Source organism: Butyrivibrio sp. VCB2001, assembly GCF_000423965.1.
Taxonomy (GTDB): Bacteria; Bacillota; Clostridia; order Lachnospirales; family Lachnospiraceae; genus Butyrivibrio.
In genome coordinates this window covers 152572-170200 of record NZ_AUIZ01000004.1, presented here as the reverse complement: position 1 = coordinate 170200, position 17629 = coordinate 152572, and the positions used below count along the sequence as shown (strand labels likewise).

The 17629-nt window shown below is 45.7% G+C and carries 12 protein-coding genes; 10 read left to right on the top strand and 2 right to left on the bottom strand.

Annotated features, from left to right (window positions below):
• The first annotated feature begins 4 nt into the window (after window positions 1-4).
• From G589_RS0106850 to G589_RS0106805, 10 genes are all read left to right on the top strand, one after another.
• Complete coding sequence (locus tag G589_RS0106850; RefSeq protein WP_026520581.1) at window positions 5-964, top strand: AraC family transcriptional regulator; 960 nt, start codon at window positions 5-7, stop codon at window positions 962-964.
• 244 nt (window positions 965-1208) lie between these two features.
• Entirely contained in the window at window positions 1209-2159 is a 951-nt protein-coding gene (locus G589_RS0106845; RefSeq protein WP_026520580.1) for an ABC transporter permease, read from the top strand.
• A gap of 13 nt (window positions 2160-2172) precedes the next feature.
• On the top strand, window positions 2173-3105 hold the full coding sequence (locus G589_RS0106840; RefSeq protein ID WP_081668963.1) for a carbohydrate ABC transporter permease: 933 nt from the start codon (window positions 2173-2175) through the stop codon (window positions 3103-3105).
• A 46-nt stretch (window positions 3106-3151) separates the two neighbouring features.
• Complete coding sequence (locus G589_RS0106835; protein WP_051192227.1) at window positions 3152-4879, top strand: extracellular solute-binding protein; 1728 nt, start codon at window positions 3152-3154, stop codon at window positions 4877-4879.
• Window positions 4880-5745: 866 nt separating this feature from the next.
• Window positions 5746-6318 carry a GNAT family N-acetyltransferase gene (locus G589_RS0106830; protein ID WP_196811855.1) on the top strand — a complete coding sequence of 191 codons (573 nt, stop codon included), beginning with the start codon at window positions 5746-5748 and terminating at the stop codon, window positions 6316-6318.
• A gap of 132 nt (window positions 6319-6450) precedes the next feature.
• Window positions 6451-7731 carry an MFS transporter gene (locus G589_RS0106825; protein WP_026521568.1) on the top strand — a complete coding sequence of 427 codons (1281 nt, stop codon included), beginning with the start codon at window positions 6451-6453 and terminating at the stop codon, window positions 7729-7731.
• A gap of 110 nt (window positions 7732-7841) precedes the next feature.
• Entirely contained in the window at window positions 7842-9059 is a 1218-nt protein-coding gene (locus G589_RS0106820; RefSeq protein ID WP_026520576.1) for an iron-containing alcohol dehydrogenase, read from the top strand.
• Window positions 9060-9241: 182 nt separating this feature from the next.
• The gene (locus tag G589_RS0106815) at window positions 9242-11650 is read left to right on the top strand and encodes a glycoside hydrolase family 2 protein (RefSeq protein ID WP_026521567.1); all 2409 of its coding nucleotides are present in this window, start codon (window positions 9242-9244) and stop codon (window positions 11648-11650) included.
• A 12-nt stretch (window positions 11651-11662) separates the two neighbouring features.
• Window positions 11663-14275: an alpha-L-rhamnosidase gene (locus G589_RS19160; RefSeq protein WP_051192226.1), complete on the top strand. Its 2613-nt coding sequence runs from the start codon at window positions 11663-11665 to the stop codon at window positions 14273-14275.
• Complete coding sequence (locus G589_RS0106805) at window positions 14262-15356, top strand: alpha/beta hydrolase (RefSeq protein WP_026521566.1); 1095 nt, start codon at window positions 14262-14264, stop codon at window positions 15354-15356. Before G589_RS19160 ends, G589_RS0106805 begins: the two co-directional genes overlap by 14 nt.
• 115 nt (window positions 15357-15471) lie before the next feature.
• On the opposite strand, the gene G589_RS0106800 is transcribed toward G589_RS0106805, so the two are convergent.
• A complete protein-coding gene (locus G589_RS0106800; RefSeq protein WP_026521565.1) occupies window positions 15472-16800 on the bottom strand; it encodes a GHKL domain-containing protein in 1329 nt (442 codons plus the stop codon).
• Between the two features lies 1 nt (window position 16801).
• On the bottom strand, window positions 16802-17512 hold the full coding sequence (locus G589_RS0106795; RefSeq protein ID WP_026521564.1) for a LytR/AlgR family response regulator transcription factor: 711 nt from the start codon (window positions 17510-17512) through the stop codon (window positions 16802-16804).
• Between the last annotated feature and the right edge of the window lie 117 nt (window positions 17513-17629).

Here is a 17629-nt window from a genome sequence, read left to right as displayed (position 1 = left end):
GATTATGTCAAAGCCCAAGAAAACAGTAATTGAATACAGAAATTACGAACTTCCCATCAACTTTCCCGTACTGGTGCTGACAGGAGACAGATGGTATATATCCGACGTCAAGTCCGGCAAGCTCCATTTTCACAACTGTCTGGAGATAGGTATATGCCACCAGGACAGCGGATTTATTGAGTTTGCGGATGAGCCTGTGCCCTTTAAGGCAGGGGATGTTACCTTTATATCAAGGAACGTTGCTCATACATCCTACAGTACCAAGGGTGAATCGAGCTTGTGGTCATATATTTTCCTGAACCCGGATGATCTCTTTAAAGGGATATTTGGCGCATCTTCGCCATATGGGGAGATATATTATGATATGACTCAGAATCTTCAGATGATACTTCACGGATCGGAGCACAAGGAGATCTATAGCCTTGTAACCCAGATACTGTCGGAGCTTGTGAATAAAGAGATGAATTATCAGATAGCAGTTAAGGGGCTTATGTTATCTCTTTTTATGAAACTGATGAGAGTCTATGCGGGGCAAAAGAAGCAGAGTATTGCCCAGAGAGCTGCGCATGACAACGATATCGCCATCATGCCGGCACTTGAATATATAAGGGAAAACTACATGTTAAACTTCCCTATAGAAGATCTGGCGAATATGTGCCACTTAAGCCAGACCCACTTCAGAAGGGTGTTCCACGAGATCATGCAGACAAGTCCTTTGGACTACCTCAACACCACGAGGATCCTTCAGTCCTGCATCCTTCTTAGGACTACAGAGGAGTCGATCCTTTCCATATCGGAGCAAGTGGGATTTCGGTCGGTATCCAGCTTTAACAGGCATTTCTCTGAGAAGATGGGCGCTCAGCCCGGAGAGTGGAGGCGCAAGATGGTCAAGATCGACAATGCCTCAATAATGAAGTATACAGGCTGGACACAGGCTGAGAAGCTTACGGAATCAAGAAAGTGAATATACATATATAGTGAATAATGGATGAATAAAAAGAGTCCCTGAGGCTCTTTTTATTTTGTGTCCTGAGGGAAATCGGCTTTGTGCAAAATGCATAAAATCGAAAACGATTAAGTGTAAATAGTAAACATATCAACAATAAACTCGAAAAATAAATGGGTGAAAATGCATAGCTTTTTTGACTAAGTGATTAGATGGGAGAGATAAATTACTTTAGTATTGTCCATAGAAAGGGGAGAGAGATATGGGAGCAAAAAATAAAAGTAGGGGAGCAGTCGCTACCAGTTCAAGCTGGAAGCATTCTCTAAAACGAGACTGGCAGTTATATCTTCTTCTGCTCATTCCACTTATTTTGGTTGTAGTATTTAGCTTTGGCGCATATCCGGGTCTGAGAATGGCCTTCATGGATTACAAACCTGCCAAAGGCTATGCGGGTTCTAAATGGGTCGGCTTTGATACCTTCAGAAAAGTATTCAGAGATGCGGACTTCTCAAGAGCCCTTAGAAATTCAATAGTATTTAACTTGCTTGATCTTTTCGTTGGATTCCCGATGCCGATCATCCTGGCACTGATCCTCAACGAACTCAGGTATAAGAGATTCAAGAAGGTTTCACAGACAATTCTTTACCTTCCTCACTTCTTATCCTGGGCCATCATCGGAAGTGTGGCACTTACAATGTTCAAGCCAACAAGCGGTCTTGTAAACATCGCCATGATGAAGATGGGAATGATCACCCAGGGAATTCCGTTCCTCAATGAGAAATGGCACTGGGCAATAACTTACCTGCTCATCGGAGTGTGGCAGTCCATGGGATGGGGCACGATCCTCTACCTGGCAGCTATTACCGGTATCAGCGGAGAACAGTATGAGGCGGCCATGATCGACGGTGCAAACCGCTGGCAGAGAATGCTTCATATAACACTTCCGGGAATCAGGAGCACAATCGTAACACTGCTCATCATGAACCTTGGACGTGTAATGGGAAGTAACCTTGAGAGACTTACATCCCTTGGAAATACACAGGTAAAAGAGTTCCAGTATCAGCTGGCTGTGTACATCTTTAATAAAGGTATTGGAAATAACAAGTTCAGTATGGCTACTGCCGTCGGCCTTTTCCAATCAGTTATCGGTGTTGCACTGGTTCTTTTATCAGACAGAATAGCCAAGAAGCTTGGCGAAGACGGACTACTATAGGAGGAACTTAATCGTGGCTAAGAAAAAAGAAATAAATGCGGCAGAAGAGAGTTTCTCCGCCGGCGGAGCGCATGCTGTCAATAAATTCAGAATAAGCGACGCCATCATGATGCTTGTCATCATCCTGCTCTGTGCAACCTGCGTGCTTCCGTTCTTACACGTAGCAGCTAAATCAATTTCAGGTAACACGGCAGTAATGAGTCAGTCGGTTTACTTCCTGCCAAAGGACATCACCTTCGATGCATTCAAGCAGGTATTTGCAGACAGCTCAATGACTTACTCAATGGTATTTTCAGTGATCATTACACTTGTATTTACTCTTCTTGGAATGATCGTCTGCACCTGTGCAGCGTATCCGCTTTCAAAAAAGAGACTTAAAGGAAGAGGAGTTCTGGCATTCATCCTTATGGTGCCTATGTACTTCTCAGCAGGTATCATCCCTCAGTACATCCTTTATTACCAGCTTGGAATTCTGGATACAGCCTGGGTACTGATACTGCCACTTATCTATTCACCATACAACATGCTGATCATGAAGAACTTCTTCCAGAGTACAATTCCTGACAGCTTGGAGGAATCAGCATTTTTGGATGGCGCAACAAACTTCCAGATCCTTTGGAAGATCGTGCTTCCTCTTTCAAAGCCAATCCTGGCTACACTGTCACTCTTCTATGCAGTAGGAAGATGGAATGCATACGCAGACAACATGTACTACACAAGATCTTCAGAGCTCAAGATGATCCAGTACAAACTCTATCAGCTTGTTGCATCTGCCACAGAGGCTCAGAACGCATCACTGGCAGATACCGGCGGAATCTCACAGGCAACACCTGAAGTTCTGCAGGCAGCATGCATCATGTTCGTAACTGTACCGATCATCATAATATATCCGTTCCTTCAGAAATACTTCGTACAAGGTACTATGATAGGGGCTGTGAAGGGCTAATACACTATGGGAAAACAATTTTGTTTAAAATAAAAGGAGGATTACTATGAAGAAGAAAGTATTATCAGCCATACTTGCAGCTAGTATGGTAATGGGGCTTGCAGCTTGTGGCAACAACGGACCTGTTCCTACAGCGTCAGAAGACACACAGACTGCAACAGAAGCACCTGCAGCTGAGGCACCTGCAGCAGAGACTACAGAGGCAGCAGCAGACGTGGTTCCCGGAGTTGACGGATTTGAGCCATTTGCAGATCAGGTTACTCTTAGAGTAGCTGTTTACGACAGAGGAGATAACGGAAACGGATGCTCAGACGTTGAGAACAACTACTGGACAAACTGGGTTCAGGAGAACTTCGGTGACAAGTACAACATCAAGGTTGAATATGTAGGCATCACACGTTCAGACGTTATGACTGACTACGCTATGCTTGCTTCAACAAACACACTTCCTACTCTTTGCATGGAGTACGACTATGACAAGCTTGCTACATGGGCATCAGACGGATACCTTCAGCCCATCGATCTCGAGCAGTTCAAGACAGTTGCTCCTACATACTGGGCAAACATGGAAGAGAACGGCCTTACAGGCTACACACAGTTTGACGGTGAGGACTACATCGTTCTTGGTAAGAGACCTTACGGTAACACAAACTACACATTCGTAACATGGTATCGTAAAGACTGGCTCAAGGAAGCCGGCTACGACGGATCATATCCTGCAACAAACACAGAGCTCCTTGAGGCTCTTGGCAAGATGGTTGAGAACGGACATCAGTATCCTATGAGCGGATCAAAGGTAGCAGGTGCCGGCGCTGACCAGAACTACTCATTCAGAGATTATCCTCAGGATGAGCTCACATGGGCAACAACAGGTGACTACCAGGTTCCTGCTCTTTCAACAGAAGCTCAGAAGAGACTTCTTAAGTGGAACAACGAGCTCTACAACGATGGTTACCTCAACCCTGAGTACTACCTCAGAAGCACAGATGATGTAAACGCTGACTTCATCAACGGTAAGGCATTCCAGTGGTCAGGTTACGTTTCATCAACAATGGATGTTCTTAATTCTTTCTATGAGAACAATCCTGATGCAGAGCTTGGCGTAATGGTTTGCGACAGCAAGCTTGTAAAGGATGAGACATGGGGATCAAGCAACGCATTCAGACCTAACAACATCTTCGGCGCAATGGTTGGTTTTGCTAACAACGCAACACCTGACGAGGTTAAGGCCGGTGAGATGTACCTTGAGTGGATGGCTCAGGACGAGAACCTCTTCACAATGACATGGGGTATCGAAGGTGTTAACTTCAACTATGACGAGAACGGAAATCCTGTAGCAGTTGGTGATCAGTCAGGTCTTCCTGAGCAGCAGGGTCACAACAACAACGTTGACTACTGGATGGTTGTTACAGCTTCCAAGTCATTCGGTGACATCGAGTCTGATATCAAGGCTATCAATCCTCAGGGACTTCCTCAGGACTTCTACGAGGACATCCTTGCTAACTACAAGGGACAGCTTGCACTCTATGAGGCTGGCAGCGTAAACGTAGATTGCCTCTTCGGTGGCGCTCTAGAGTCAGTAACAGAGTACGGCACATCACTCAAGGAAGAGATCTATCCTGAGTACCGTGATCAGCTTGTAATGTGCAAGCCTGATGAGTTCGATGCTCTTTACGATGAGCTTTCACAGAAGTACCTCGACGCAGGTTACCAGGAGATCATCGACGAGAGACAGGAAATGTTCGAAGCAGGCGAGACAACCAAGCTTCAGTAATACAGATATTGCATAACTCCTAATTATATATAGAGCCCTCGGGGACGCCTTGTCCCCGGGGGCTTATTTTTTGAGTCACCGGGGACGTTTCAGATTGACTCATTTTGAGTCACCGGGGACGTTTCAGATTGACTCATTTTTGGAGTCAATGGGGACGGTTCTCTTTGACTCCTTGCTGTCTTGTTGCTGCGTCTGCTTTGGGTGAAATCTGTGGTAGAAGGGTAGGTTATCGCCTCCGGGACATGAGAAAATCAAGCAAAAGACTCTTTTCCTAGCTAGAATCTGTGGCAGAACGGTAGGTTCACGCCTCCGGGACATGAGAAAATCAAGCAAAAGAGTCTTTTCCCAGCTGAAATCTGTGGCAGAACGGTGGGTTCTTGTCTCCGGGACATGAGAAAAACAAGCAGAAGGGTCTTTTTCCCAGCTGAAATCTGTGGCAGAACGGTAGGTTATCGTCTCCGGGACATGAGAAAATCAAGCAAAAGAGTCTTTTCCTAGCTGAAATCTGTGGCAGAACGGTAGGTTCTCGCCTCCGGGACATGAGAAAATCAAGCAAAAGGGTCTGTTCCCAGCAGAGATTTGTGGCAGATTGGCACGTTTTCCCCTCTTTGACATGTAAAAGGATTTTACATAATCTGAATTTTGGCCAGAATTTATGGCAGGAAGAGGTTTGCTAGCTCAATTGACAGGTAAAAGTGTTTTGCACAATCCAAATTCTGAACAGATTTTATGGCTGAGAGGCAGCTTTTTTCCGACTGACAGGTAAAATACCGGAACAACCTCTTTTACAACAATCATCCACTAGTCATCCATAACTTGTGACGCAAGAACAGATTTCTGCTACCATAGATAAAAGAGATTTGATCGTGTATGAACATAGCAAGACAAACAAAGCAAGACAAATAAAGCAAGACGAAGAAAGGCATAACCCCATGAAACTACGCGCATACGAGAAAAGTGATTCCCCAATAATAGCAACCTGGTTGCGCACGGAGGAAGAGCTGTACAGATGGTCAGCGGACAGGTACGGATTCTTTCCGCTAAAACCTGACAGTGTAGATGAAAACTACGCTCCGGCGATAGGGACCGGAAGATTCTTTCCGCTGACGGCAATAGATGATTATAATAATGTCATAGGACACCTGATCATAAGGTATCCCAACGAAAACGATGATTCTTCAGTCAGGTTCGGCTTCGTAATCGTGGACCCAGAGCTTCGCGGAAAGGGTTACGGGCAGGAGATGCTGAAGCTTGCAATAGAATATGTTAAAGAGAATTTGACCGTCACCAGGATCGACCTGGGCGTTTTCGTCAATAACCCAAAAGCCAGGAAATGCTATGAAGCAGTAGGGTTTACCGAGTATGGTGCGCACGTCATAAACACGCCCTTCGGACCATGGGACTGTGTCGACATGGAGTTATTCCCGACAAGATGCTAAGCATCACAGTAAAGCGAAATTGCTAAATAACAGAAGAGTAATAAAACCGGAACAGGAGGCATAAAGATGGTCATTTGCAGTGCAGATGCTCCTTTTTCAACAAGATAATTCAGGAAAAAGGAGCGAATTAAAATGAAAAACAGAATAAAGAACTTAAAAGACTTCTACATACTTTGGAGTACCCAGAGCCTGTCACAGCTTGGAAGTGCCATAACGCAGTTTGCGCTTACGCTCTGGATTTATGAAAAGACAGGATCGGCGCTGAGCACGGCGACGCTGACAATCTGCACTTATGCGCCTTACGTTATCATGAGCATTTTTGCAGGTGCACTTTCAGATAAGTTTGATAAAAAGAAAACCATGCTTATCTGCGACCTGTTTGCGGCGCTTACAACGGTGGTTGTATTTGTGCTTTATAAGACGGACCTATTGTCCATGTGGCATTTGTATGCCATCAACATGGTGTCGGGACTTATGAATACCGTTCAGCAGCCGGCTTCCGAGGTAGCATACACGCTTATTGTGCCCAAAGACGATTATCAAAAGACAAGCGGGCTTCAGCAACTGAGCAGATCACTTGTATCAATCGGAAACCCGATCATTTCAGCATCTCTTTATGCGCTGGCGGGGCTTGATGTTGTTATCGCTGTTGACCTTTTGACCTTTGCCGTTGCCTTCTTTTCACTGCTGCTTTTCGTGAGAATTCCCGAAATCAGCAGCAAGGCAAACTCAGAAGGAAATGTTCTGACACTTGCAAAAGAGGGACTTGTCTTTTTGAAAAAGACACCGATGATACTCCATGTGATATTGTTCATGTCGGGAGTTAACCTGATTGCATCTGCGTTTGATGCAGTGCTTCCGGCACTTGTAATTCCAAAAGCAGGAAACAGTGTCTTTGGAATAGTTACTGCATGTTCCGGAATAGCCATGGTTGTTGGCAGTTTTTTGCCGACAGTGCTGCCAAAGCCCAAGGACAGGGTAAGAGTGATATTCCTCACAATGCTCTTTTCCCTGGGGACGGAAAACTTCGTTCTGGCGTTTTCAGAAAACCCGGTGATATGGTGCATCGGACAGTTTGTGGGATGGTTTTTTGTTCCGCTCATGGCGGCCAATCAGAACGTCATCATGCGAAACACCATACCTGTTGAACTTCAGGGAAGGGTATATGCGTGCAGAAATACACTGCAGTTCTTCACGATTCCGATAGGTCTTTTCCTGGGAGGGCTCTTTGTTGACAAGGTCTGCGAACCGTTCATGGCTATCAGAGCCGGCAGCGCTTTCTGGACTGCGTTGTTTGGCACGGGTAAAGGCTCGGGAGCTGCTCTTATGATGCTCATACTGGGCATAGCCGGTGTGGTAATGTGTCTGGTTTCCAGAGGGTTTATCAGGAAGTACTCCTACATTGAAGATTGAAATTGACTGACATTTTGAACAAACCCCTGAAATATTTCTGAAAAAATGATATAATAAGAGAAGGGTTACGTTATTTATTTAACAATATTTTTCAAAGGAGGTTTTTTCTTATGTCACGTTTTACACTACCGAGGGATGTCTACCACGGAAAGGGCGCACTTGAGGCGCTTAAATCACTTGAGGGTAAAAGAGCTATCGTCTGCGTTGGTGGAAGCTCAATGAAGAAAGGTGGATTCCTTCAGAAGGTAGAGGATTACCTTAAGGAAGCAGGTATGGAGGTTGAACTGTTTGAGGGTATCGAGCCCGATCCTTCAGTTGAGACCGTTATGAAGGGTGCTGAGGCTATGCAGAAGTTCCAGCCTGACTGGATCGTAGCAATCGGTGGCGGATCACCTATCGATGCTGCCAAGGCTATGTGGATCAAGTACGAGTATCCGGAGACAACATTCGAGGATATGTGCAAGGTATTCGGACTTCCCAAGCTCCGCACAAAGGCTCATTTCTGTGCTATTCCTTCAACTTCGGGAACAGCTACAGAGGTTACAGCTTTCTCAATCATCACTGATTATGATAAGGGTATCAAGTACCCTATAGCTGACTTCGAGATCACACCTGATGTTGCTATCGTTGATCCCGAGCTCACACATACAATGCCTATCAAGCTCGTTGCTCACACAGGTATGGATGCTATCACACACGCAATCGAGGCTTATGTTTCAACAGCTAACTGCGACTACACAGACGCACTTGCTATCCATGCAATCGAGATGATCCAGGCTAACCTTGTTAAGTCATACAACGGCGATATGGATTCAAGAGATGCAATGCACAACGCACAGTGTCTTGCAGGAATGGCATTCTCAAATGCTCTTCTCGGAATCGTTCACTCAATGGCACACAAGACCGGTGCTGTATTTGCCGACAAGGGTGCACACATCATCCACGGTGCAGCGAACGCTATGTACCTTCCTAAGGTTATCGCATTCAATGCCAAGGACGAGACAGCCAAGAAGCGCTACGGCGTTATCGCTGATTACATGAACCTCGGCGGATCAAACGACGACGAGAAGGTTAAGCTTCTGATCGAGTATCTGCGCAAGATGAACGACGACCTCAACATTCCTCACTGCATCAAGAACTACGGTGCAGACGGACTTCCTGCAGAGCAGGGCTTTGTTGCTGAGGACGTATTCCTTGACAGACTCCACGACATCGCAGCAAACGCTATTCTTGACGCCTGCACAGGATCCAATCCTCGTCAGCCAAGTCAGGAAGAGATGGAGAAACTCCTTAAGTGCTGCTACTACGACACAGAAGTTGATTTCTGATATTCTTAAGTTAATTACGGATTGTGCTATAAAAATGACAGTTGGCGCTCTGCATGTGCAGGGCGCCATTTTTTGCATTAGAATTATATCATCAAGAAAAATGAGCCCTTGACTCCGTCCCTAGGGGTCATTAATGAGCCACTGACTCCGTCCCTAGGGCTCATTTCAGAAAGGATATGAAGATGCAGAAGATTGATTTTGGAAAGAACTGGACATATAAAAGAGCTGATGTGGAAGATACTTACAAGGAAATAACGCTTCCGCATGATGCAATGCTGTGCGAGAAGAGGAGCATAGATAACCCGGGAATACACAATCTTGGCTACTTTGAGGGCCATGATTATGAGTATAAAAAGACCTTTAACCTTCCCGAAGAGTATGCTGACAAGGATATAATCTTTGAGTTTGAGGGAGCTTATCACTCACCTGAAATCTACATAAACGGGAAGCTTTCGGCAAGATGGGACTACGGCTACACCGAGAGGTCTTTTGCACCGGATAATCTTAAGTTTGGTGAGGGAAAAGAGAATGCTAACGAGATAAAAGTTATCGTCTGCAATGCAGATCAGCCCAACAGCAGATGGTACTCTGGATCCGGAATCTACAGACCTGTATGGATGTACGTTGGAGACAAGGATCACATAAAGCTAAACGGCATAAAGGTAAGGACCATTGGCACGAAGGCTCTTGATAAGACCTATACCCGTGGAAATGCAGTTATTGGGATAAGTGTAGAGACCACAACTCCCGGCGCTGTAGAGTTTGCAATCCTTTCAAAGGACGGCGATGTGATCACCAGCGGAGCAGCAAAGACATGTGAAGAAGTAAATGTAGGACTTGAAGATGTCCTTTTATGGAGCGCCAAGAATCCTGCGCTCTACACCCTCAAAGTAAAATATAAAGAAGACATCGAAGAAGTGACCTTCGGTATCAGAAGCCTTACCTGGGACAGAGAGCACGGAATGCGGGTAAACGGAAAGCGCATCCTTTTAAGAGGTGCATGCATTCATTCGGACAACCAGCTCCTTGGTGCAGTGACGGATCCTGACGCAGAGGAGAGAAGAGTAAGACTTCTTAAGAAGTGGGGCTACAATGCGATCAGAAGCGCTCACAATCCCTGCTCCAAGTATCTGCTCGATGCCTGCGACAAGTACGGGATGTACATGATGGACGAGTACGTTGATATGTGGTACATCCACAAGAACAAGTACGACTACGCAACTCTTATGGAGAAGAACTACAGAGAAGACCTTAAGTCCATGGTTGATAAGGACTACAACCATCCGAGCGTTATCATGTACTCAACAGGAAACGAAGTTGCTGAGACCGGCCAGGAGAGAGGCATCAAGCTGACAAAAGACATGACGGACCTCCTCCACAATCTCGATGATTCCAGAGCTGTCAGCTGCGGCGTAAATATCTTTTTCAACTTCCTCTTCTCCATGGGAATGGGAATCTATAGCGATGAGAAGGCGGAAAAAGACGCAAAGAACGGCGCAAAGAAAAAGAAGGCCGTGGGCAGTGAATTCTACAATCAGATGGCGGGACTCTTGGGCGATACCTTCATGAAGATGGGCGCGACCATCTATCCATGCGACGTAAAGACCAGAGATGCCTACGCCAATATGGACATTGCAGGCTATAACTACGGAATTCTCAGATACAGAAAAGACCTTAAGAAATACCCCGAAAGACTGATCCTTGGAAGCGAGACCTTCTGCAAGGACGCCTACAAGTTCTATGAATTTGCAAAAAGACATCCCGGCGTAATCGGAGACTTTGTCTGGGCAGGACAGGATTACATCGGAGAAGCAGGAATCGGTTCCTGGGAGTATGAGGATTACGCGCCTGCAGATTGCGACCAGGCAGGCTGGCTCACCGCCGGTTCAGGAAGACTTGATATCACGGGAAAAGAGATTGGTGAAGCATATTATACAAGGGTAGCCTTTGACAGAGAGAAAGGCCCTATCATCGCAGCTAAGCCTGTATATCAGAAAGGTAAGCATTCACCTTCCGCATGGAAACTCTCAGATGCCATCAGAAGCTGGTCCTACAGAGGCTGCGAAGGATATGAAGCAAGTGTCGAAGTTTATGCAAGAGCCGAGGATGTTGAGCTCTTTGTAAACGGAGTTTCAGTCGGAAGAAAGAAAGGAAAAGACTGCATCTTCCGCTTTAAGACTCCTTACAAAAATGGTCAGATTGTGGCAATCTCCTATGATAAGAACGGCCACGAGATTGGAAGAGATGAGCTTACAACTGCAAAGGATGACAGGCAGCTTACCATAAAGCCTGAAAAAGACAGCGTTCAAAAAGGCCACCTTTCCTATGTAAGACTCACATATACTGATTCCAATGGCATCTGGAAACCCATGGAAAAAGACAGGATCAAGGTGAGCGTATCAGGAGGAGAGCTGGTGGCTCTCGGAAACGGATGCCCCTACAATCCTGATGGATACTTAAAAGATGAGACCTTTACCTACTACGGAGAAATGCTCGCGATAGTAAGAGCGGGTGATACCGACAAGGTAACCATTACAGCTACAGGGTCAGACGGCAAAGAATATACCTGCGAGATACCTGTTACAGCATAAGGAAAAACAAAGATGTTACAGATAAAAAAGTTTACAGTTGAAGAACTTGATAGAGGCTGTGTTACAGACAATGAAAATCCTGTCTTTGCCTGGAACTATGATAGTGACAGAAATGGAACGACTATCGTATCCCAGAAGCTCGTGATCGGAGATTATGAAAAAGAGATCTTATCCGGCAATAGCTATACCTACGATGGACCCGGGCTTAGCGCAATGCGTGAGCACACTGCAAAGCTCATAGCCGAGGCAGATAACGGAGACATAGCAGAAAAGAGCATATCTTTTGCAACAGGCAAGATGCATGATCCGTGGAGCGGACAGTTTATTACTGACGGAGATTATGTCTTTACGGAGAAAAAGATATCTCCCAAAGTCATGGTCTTTAGAAAGAAGTTTGAGACTGATAAAAAAGTAAGCAAAGCTGTGATCTATTCCACAGCCATTGGAATGTACAGGCTCGACCTCAATGGAAGTAAAGTTGGAGAAGATTTCCTGACTCCCGGATTTACCTCCTACAAGACCAATCTTCAGTATCAGACCTACGATGTCACAGACATGTTAAAAGAGACTAACACTCTTTTGGCTACTTTATCCGGAGGCTGGGCTGTTGGCTCGTTTGTCTTTTCAAGAGTGAACAGGGTGACAGCGGATAAGCAGAGTTTTCTGTGCGAACTTCACATCCTTTTTGAGGATGGAACAAAAGAAGTGATCGCGACAGATTCTTCCTGGGAGGTTGCACTGGGCGGTCCTGTCCTGTCTGCGGACATCTATGACGGTGAAGAATATGACGCAAGGATAGGCGAAGGAGAAATGTCTTTTAAAAAGGCATCAGTTTATAACCTGCGTTTTACTCCGAACATTAAGGCTCAGTATGGACTTCCTGTAAGAGAGCATGAAACCTTTGAAGCAGTGAGCATAAGAACTGCCGGGGACGAGATCATCTACGACTTTGGGCAGAACTTTGCAGGTCTTGTACATCTTGAAATTGACGGCAGAAAGGGAGAGGAGATAGAGGTAAAACATGCCGAGGTTCTCCATCCCGATGGAAAGCTTAATACGGACTTTCTGCGCTCAGCCAAGGCAAGGATCAGATATATATGCAAAGATGGTCACCAGGAATACTGCCCATCTTTTACTTACATGGGATTTCGTTATGTCAGCGTTAAAGGGATCAGTGCTGACAAGATCAAGGTAACTGCAAGGGCGCTGTATTCTGATGTAAAAGACAATGGCTCTTTTACCTGCTCTAACGAAATGATAAACCGTCTCCAGGAAAATATCAGATGGGGAGCAAAATCCAACTTTGTCGACATCCCCACGGACTGCCCACAGAGAGATGAAAGGATGGGCTGGACGGGAGATATAGCTCTTTTTGCAAATACTGCTGTTTACAATTATGACTGCGGAAGATTTCTTAAAAAGTGGCTTAAAGACATGCGCGCAGAGCAAAGAGCCACCGGCGGAATTCCCAATACCATACCATCTCAGGGCTACGGTTTCCCTGTGACAATGCCTGTTATTGCTGTGGATTTCTGGGGAGATGCTTCAGTCCTTGTTCCCTATGCCCAGTACATGGCGGATGGGGATGAAAAGATACTTTCAGATAACTATGAGATGATGAAAAAATATGTGAATGCCTGCAGGTTCTGGGCTGGATTTCTTAGCTTCGGAAAGAGAAGGCATCTCTGGAATACCATGTCTGTCCTTCACTTCGGAGACTGGGTTGCGCCGGATGTTCCTAAGATGAGTCAGTGGCAGAAGAGATCGAAGTGGACGGCGACTGCAAGTCTTTCGAACACTTCCCGCCTTCTGTCTGAAATTGCAGGGATCCTTGGAAAGAGCGAGGATGAAGCTCTTTATAAGAAGGTTTCGGAAAATGCGGCGGATGCCTACAGGAAATATCTTACCGATGGAAATGGAAAGCTTAAGGAAGAGTTCCAAACGGCTTATGTTCTTCCTATTTACTTTGGTATGTTTAAGGGAAAAGAGAAATCAAATGCCGCAGACAATCTGGCAGAGCTTGTAAGAAAGAATGACTACAAGATCGGCACAGGTTTTCCCGGAACGCCATACATTCTTTTTGCGCTTGCTGATAACGGCCATGAGGATGAAGCCTTTAAGATGCTGACAAATACTCAGTGCCCTTCCTGGCTCTACGAGGTAAAGATGGGCGCCACCACCATCTGGGAGAGATGGGATGGCCTTGATGAGAGCGGAAACTGCCCCATCGGAGATGACGGGACAGAGACCATGATATCTTACAACCACTATGCCTCCGGCGCAGTGGGAGATTTCCTCTACAGGAGAGTTGCAGGTATAGAGGCTGTGACTGCCGGGTATAAAAGCTTTAGGATAAAACCCGTTATCGGCGGCGGAATCACCTCTGCTTCCGGAAAGGTAAGTACGCCATACGGAGAGATCGATAGCACCTGGAAGATAAGCGGAGATGTCTTTTCCATAGAAGTTCACGTCCCGGTCGGCAGCACCTGCCAGCTTATCCTTCCTGACGGAAGCATCCACCCCCTGGAAAACGGCCACCACACCTTCACCTGCAAAATGAGCTCCAGGGACGGAGTCAGTGGCTCACTTTTGAGCCCTAGGGACGGAGTCAATGGCTCATTTTGAGGGAGAGATGATGAGAAAGAATAAGAATTCACGGATTTTGATAATTACGGCAGTACTTCTTTTGTCTATTGCGTCAGTTCTTTTTGCATACAGAAGTGCTGCGCACATGGTGATAAAAAACATGACGGCCATGCATATCGATATGGATGAGAGCACGGAATGGAGCGGTGGAAAGAGCTATATAAAGGTCCCATACGCCCTGGATTCACAATCTCAGTACCTGGATCTATACGTGCCGAACACTGCCATAAACGAAGAAGCACCACATCTGTTTGTGCTGGTTCACGGCGGCGGTTTTATTTTCAACGATTCCCAGTCAAGGCAGGCGCAGCTCATGTACAGGTACTTCAGGGACAACGGATATGCCTGCGCGACCATCAACTACAGACTGGCTCAGGAGGAGCCTTTCCCGGGCGCTCTATGCGATGTCAAGGCAGCAGTCAGGTTCCTTAAGGCTCATGCCGATGAGTATGGGTATGATGCAGAGCACATTGCAATATGGGGAGAGTCGGCAGGAGGCTATCTTGCAGTGGCTGCATCGGTTACAAATGACAATGAGTTCATGGATGTTGAATACATCGGGCAGAAAGAGTACGAGGAGAGGACCGGCGAGAAGTTATCGGCGAAGGTTGATATCTGCGTTGATTACTACGGAGCGGTTGAACTTACCGACAAGAGTGATGACTGGAAGACGCTGGGTGTTCCGAAGTTCGTTGTGAATATAGCCAACTCATGGCTTCATACAGATGTTATGGAAGGGTATTCGGATGTGGAATCTTTCTGGCAGAGAAAAGAAACGTCTCAAATGAGCGAGGAAGAGAAAGCCTATAGTGACATCTACACTTATGTGGCAGAAAATATCTCTAAAGACTTTGGCGTGAAGTTCTGGATCGCCCATGGAGACTGCGATATCACGGTTCCGATTCTTCAGTCCGAGAGATTTTATGATACTGTAAAAGAGCTTGTGGGAGAGGGAAATGTCTTTTACAGAGTCGTAGAAGGCTCCGGCCATGCAGGAGATATCATGTACTCCGATGAAGAGCTTTCCGGGCTTAAGATATTCCTTGACGAAAATTTGTAAAAATGAGCCATTGACTCCGTCCCCAGGGCTCAAAAAAATGAGCCCTTGACTCCGTCCCTAGGGCTCAAAAAAATGAGCCACTGACTCCGTCCCCGGGGCTCATTCCCGGGGCTCATTAATTTTGGGAGGGGATGAGGATGGAGAGCTTGAACCAGCCGTCCTCTGCGACGGCTACGATTGAGCCTCCGTATTTCTCTGCGATGCTCTTCATGCTCTTTATTCCAAAGCCGTGGAAGTTGGTGTCGGCTTTGCTGGTAAGAGGCAGATTGTGTCTGAATCTGATCTTGCCGATATATCTGTTTTCTACAAAGATCCTCACGAAGCTCTTTTGCTTATCGACAGTTAAGTGAATCAGTCTCTCGTTCTTGTCGGGGATCTTCTCTGCGCCTTCGATGGCGTTATCTAAAGCGTTTCCAAAAAGTGAACTGACATCCATGGGATTCATAAATGAAAGTATGGAACCGTCGGCAACGCAGGTGAGTTCAATTCCTCTTGCCTGACACTTCATGGCCTCTGACGTAAGGATGGTATCAAGGACTTTGTTGCCGGTCTGATAGCTGGTTTCATAGTGTCTTATCTCATCGAGCATCTGGTCGAGGTACTCCTGATTTTCCTCGGAGGAGCCGGCTTTCAGAGCCAGGATCTGATGCTTTAAGTCGTGGTATTTCTGATTTACTAAAGCCATGTTCTCTTCCTGGATCTGGTACTGACTGTACTGCATCTCATACATGCTCTTTAGGGTCTCGGCTTCGATCCTCTCAACAGTCTGAAGCATAAGCTCGTGATAAAGATACAAAAGAGATACTGCCATGAAGTCGATGACTGTTCTTATCATGAAAAGTTCAAGTGTGTTCTGGGTGGTAAATGGCGTGCCAACGACAACATAAGAGAGATTACTTATGCTGTAGAGAATGAGCATGACGATGACAACCATAAGGAGTTCACGTTTCCCAATAATGAGTTCCCTGTTGCGAGTGGCATTTCTATTTTCCAAAAGAATACCAATACCGAAAATTATGACATAGACCGTGATCATTGAAATGCACATGTGCAGCAGATCATACTTAACACCTCTGTTTTTAACACCGAAGTAGTATATTTGCCAGCCGAGGGATGCCATGAATTCTCCCAGCATAAAAGACCTTACGGAGTAATAAGCTTTTTTGCAAAAATCACCCTCAAGGCAGTGGTGGAAGATCATAAAGATGGTTAGCCCCACAATGGTCATGACAAAGACAAAGTATAGTCCATAGCACCCGGTTGTAAGGTGCATGAAAGCCAAAAGAAATATTCCCAGTGCAATGAGCACAGGCCATTTGCGAAGTCCCTTTTTTGTATTGTGATTAAAGTGAAGAAAAAAGAGAGCCGAGAAAAAATAGCCCACAGCATACCATGCTCCGGGGGTGTTTCCAAGCTCTGAAATCAGACGGAATTTTATATCCATTTCAGTGTCCCATCTTTCTCATATATTCGTTGAGGGCGTCAATAAGAGGCTTCTTCTTGGCCCTTGAAACCTGCAACAGGTCATCGCCTACTTTTACATCATTTCCGGTAATGGCATCCACAAATTCAAGATTTACAAGATATCCCTTGTTGCACTGGAAAAAGTTAAGCCCCTCCAGTTCCTTCATGGTCTCTTTCATGGTGCCTTTTGCATTTATGTTCCCGTGTTTTGTATGGAAGATAAGGTCGTGATTTATGACCTCGACATAAAGAATCTCGGAGGCATCTATCTTTTGCTTAATGCCACGCTCACCGGCTACAATGTATTTCTTTTCGCTGGTCTTTCTGCGGCCGATAGCTCTTTTCATGGTCTGCGAAAAAGCATAGTAGCTAAGCGGCTTTAGAATGTAGTCAAGAGCGCCCACCTGATAGCCGCTGATGGCATACTGAGGCATGTTGGTGATAAAGATGATAAGCACATCCTGATCAACTTCTCTTATCTTTGTGGCTGCCGTCATACCATCAACAAATTCCATCTCGATATCCAAGAGGATAATATCAAGCTCGGGCTTGTAACCCTCCAAAAGTTCATCGCCATCTGAATATTCAGAGATCTGAAACTGCTCTGCGTATTCGTCTTCATATTGTTTAAGAAGCGCTCTTATCTCTTTTCTGTATCCTGCGTCGTCATCAACTATCGCCAGTCGTAACATGTCTTTTCCTCCATAAACTAATTATAATCGAAAATTGCAGTTCACGACAAAAATCTACCGTTTCCGCAGACAAGAGTTTTTCCAATATATTTTTTGCTAGGATATAAACATGGAAAA

What these genes read in the sequence shown, in the direction of transcription:
- G589_RS0106815 (WP_026521567.1), top strand. Translation starts at nt 9,242, where the DNA reads ATGCAGAAGATTGATTTTGGAAAGAACTGGACATATAAAAGAGCTGAT.
- G589_RS0106800 (WP_026521565.1), bottom strand. Translation starts at nt 16,800, where the DNA reads ATGGATATAAAATTCCGTCTGATTTCAGAGCTTGGAAACACCCCCGGA.
- G589_RS0106850 (WP_026520581.1), top strand. Translation starts at nt 5, where the DNA reads ATGTCAAAGCCCAAGAAAACAGTAATTGAATACAGAAATTACGAACTT.
- G589_RS0106795 (WP_026521564.1), bottom strand. Translation starts at nt 17,512, where the DNA reads ATGTTACGACTGGCGATAGTTGATGACGACGCAGGATACAGAAAAGAG.
- G589_RS0106805 (WP_026521566.1), top strand. Translation starts at nt 14,262, where the DNA reads ATGGCTCATTTTGAGGGAGAGATGATGAGAAAGAATAAGAATTCACGG.
- G589_RS0106820 (WP_026520576.1), top strand. Translation starts at nt 7,842, where the DNA reads ATGTCACGTTTTACACTACCGAGGGATGTCTACCACGGAAAGGGCGCA.
- G589_RS0106825 (WP_026521568.1), top strand. Translation starts at nt 6,451, where the DNA reads ATGAAAAACAGAATAAAGAACTTAAAAGACTTCTACATACTTTGGAGT.
- G589_RS0106835 (WP_051192227.1), top strand. Translation starts at nt 3,152, where the DNA reads ATGAAGAAGAAAGTATTATCAGCCATACTTGCAGCTAGTATGGTAATG.
- G589_RS0106845 (WP_026520580.1), top strand. Translation starts at nt 1,209, where the DNA reads ATGGGAGCAAAAAATAAAAGTAGGGGAGCAGTCGCTACCAGTTCAAGC.
- G589_RS19160 (WP_051192226.1), top strand. Translation starts at nt 11,663, where the DNA reads ATGTTACAGATAAAAAAGTTTACAGTTGAAGAACTTGATAGAGGCTGT.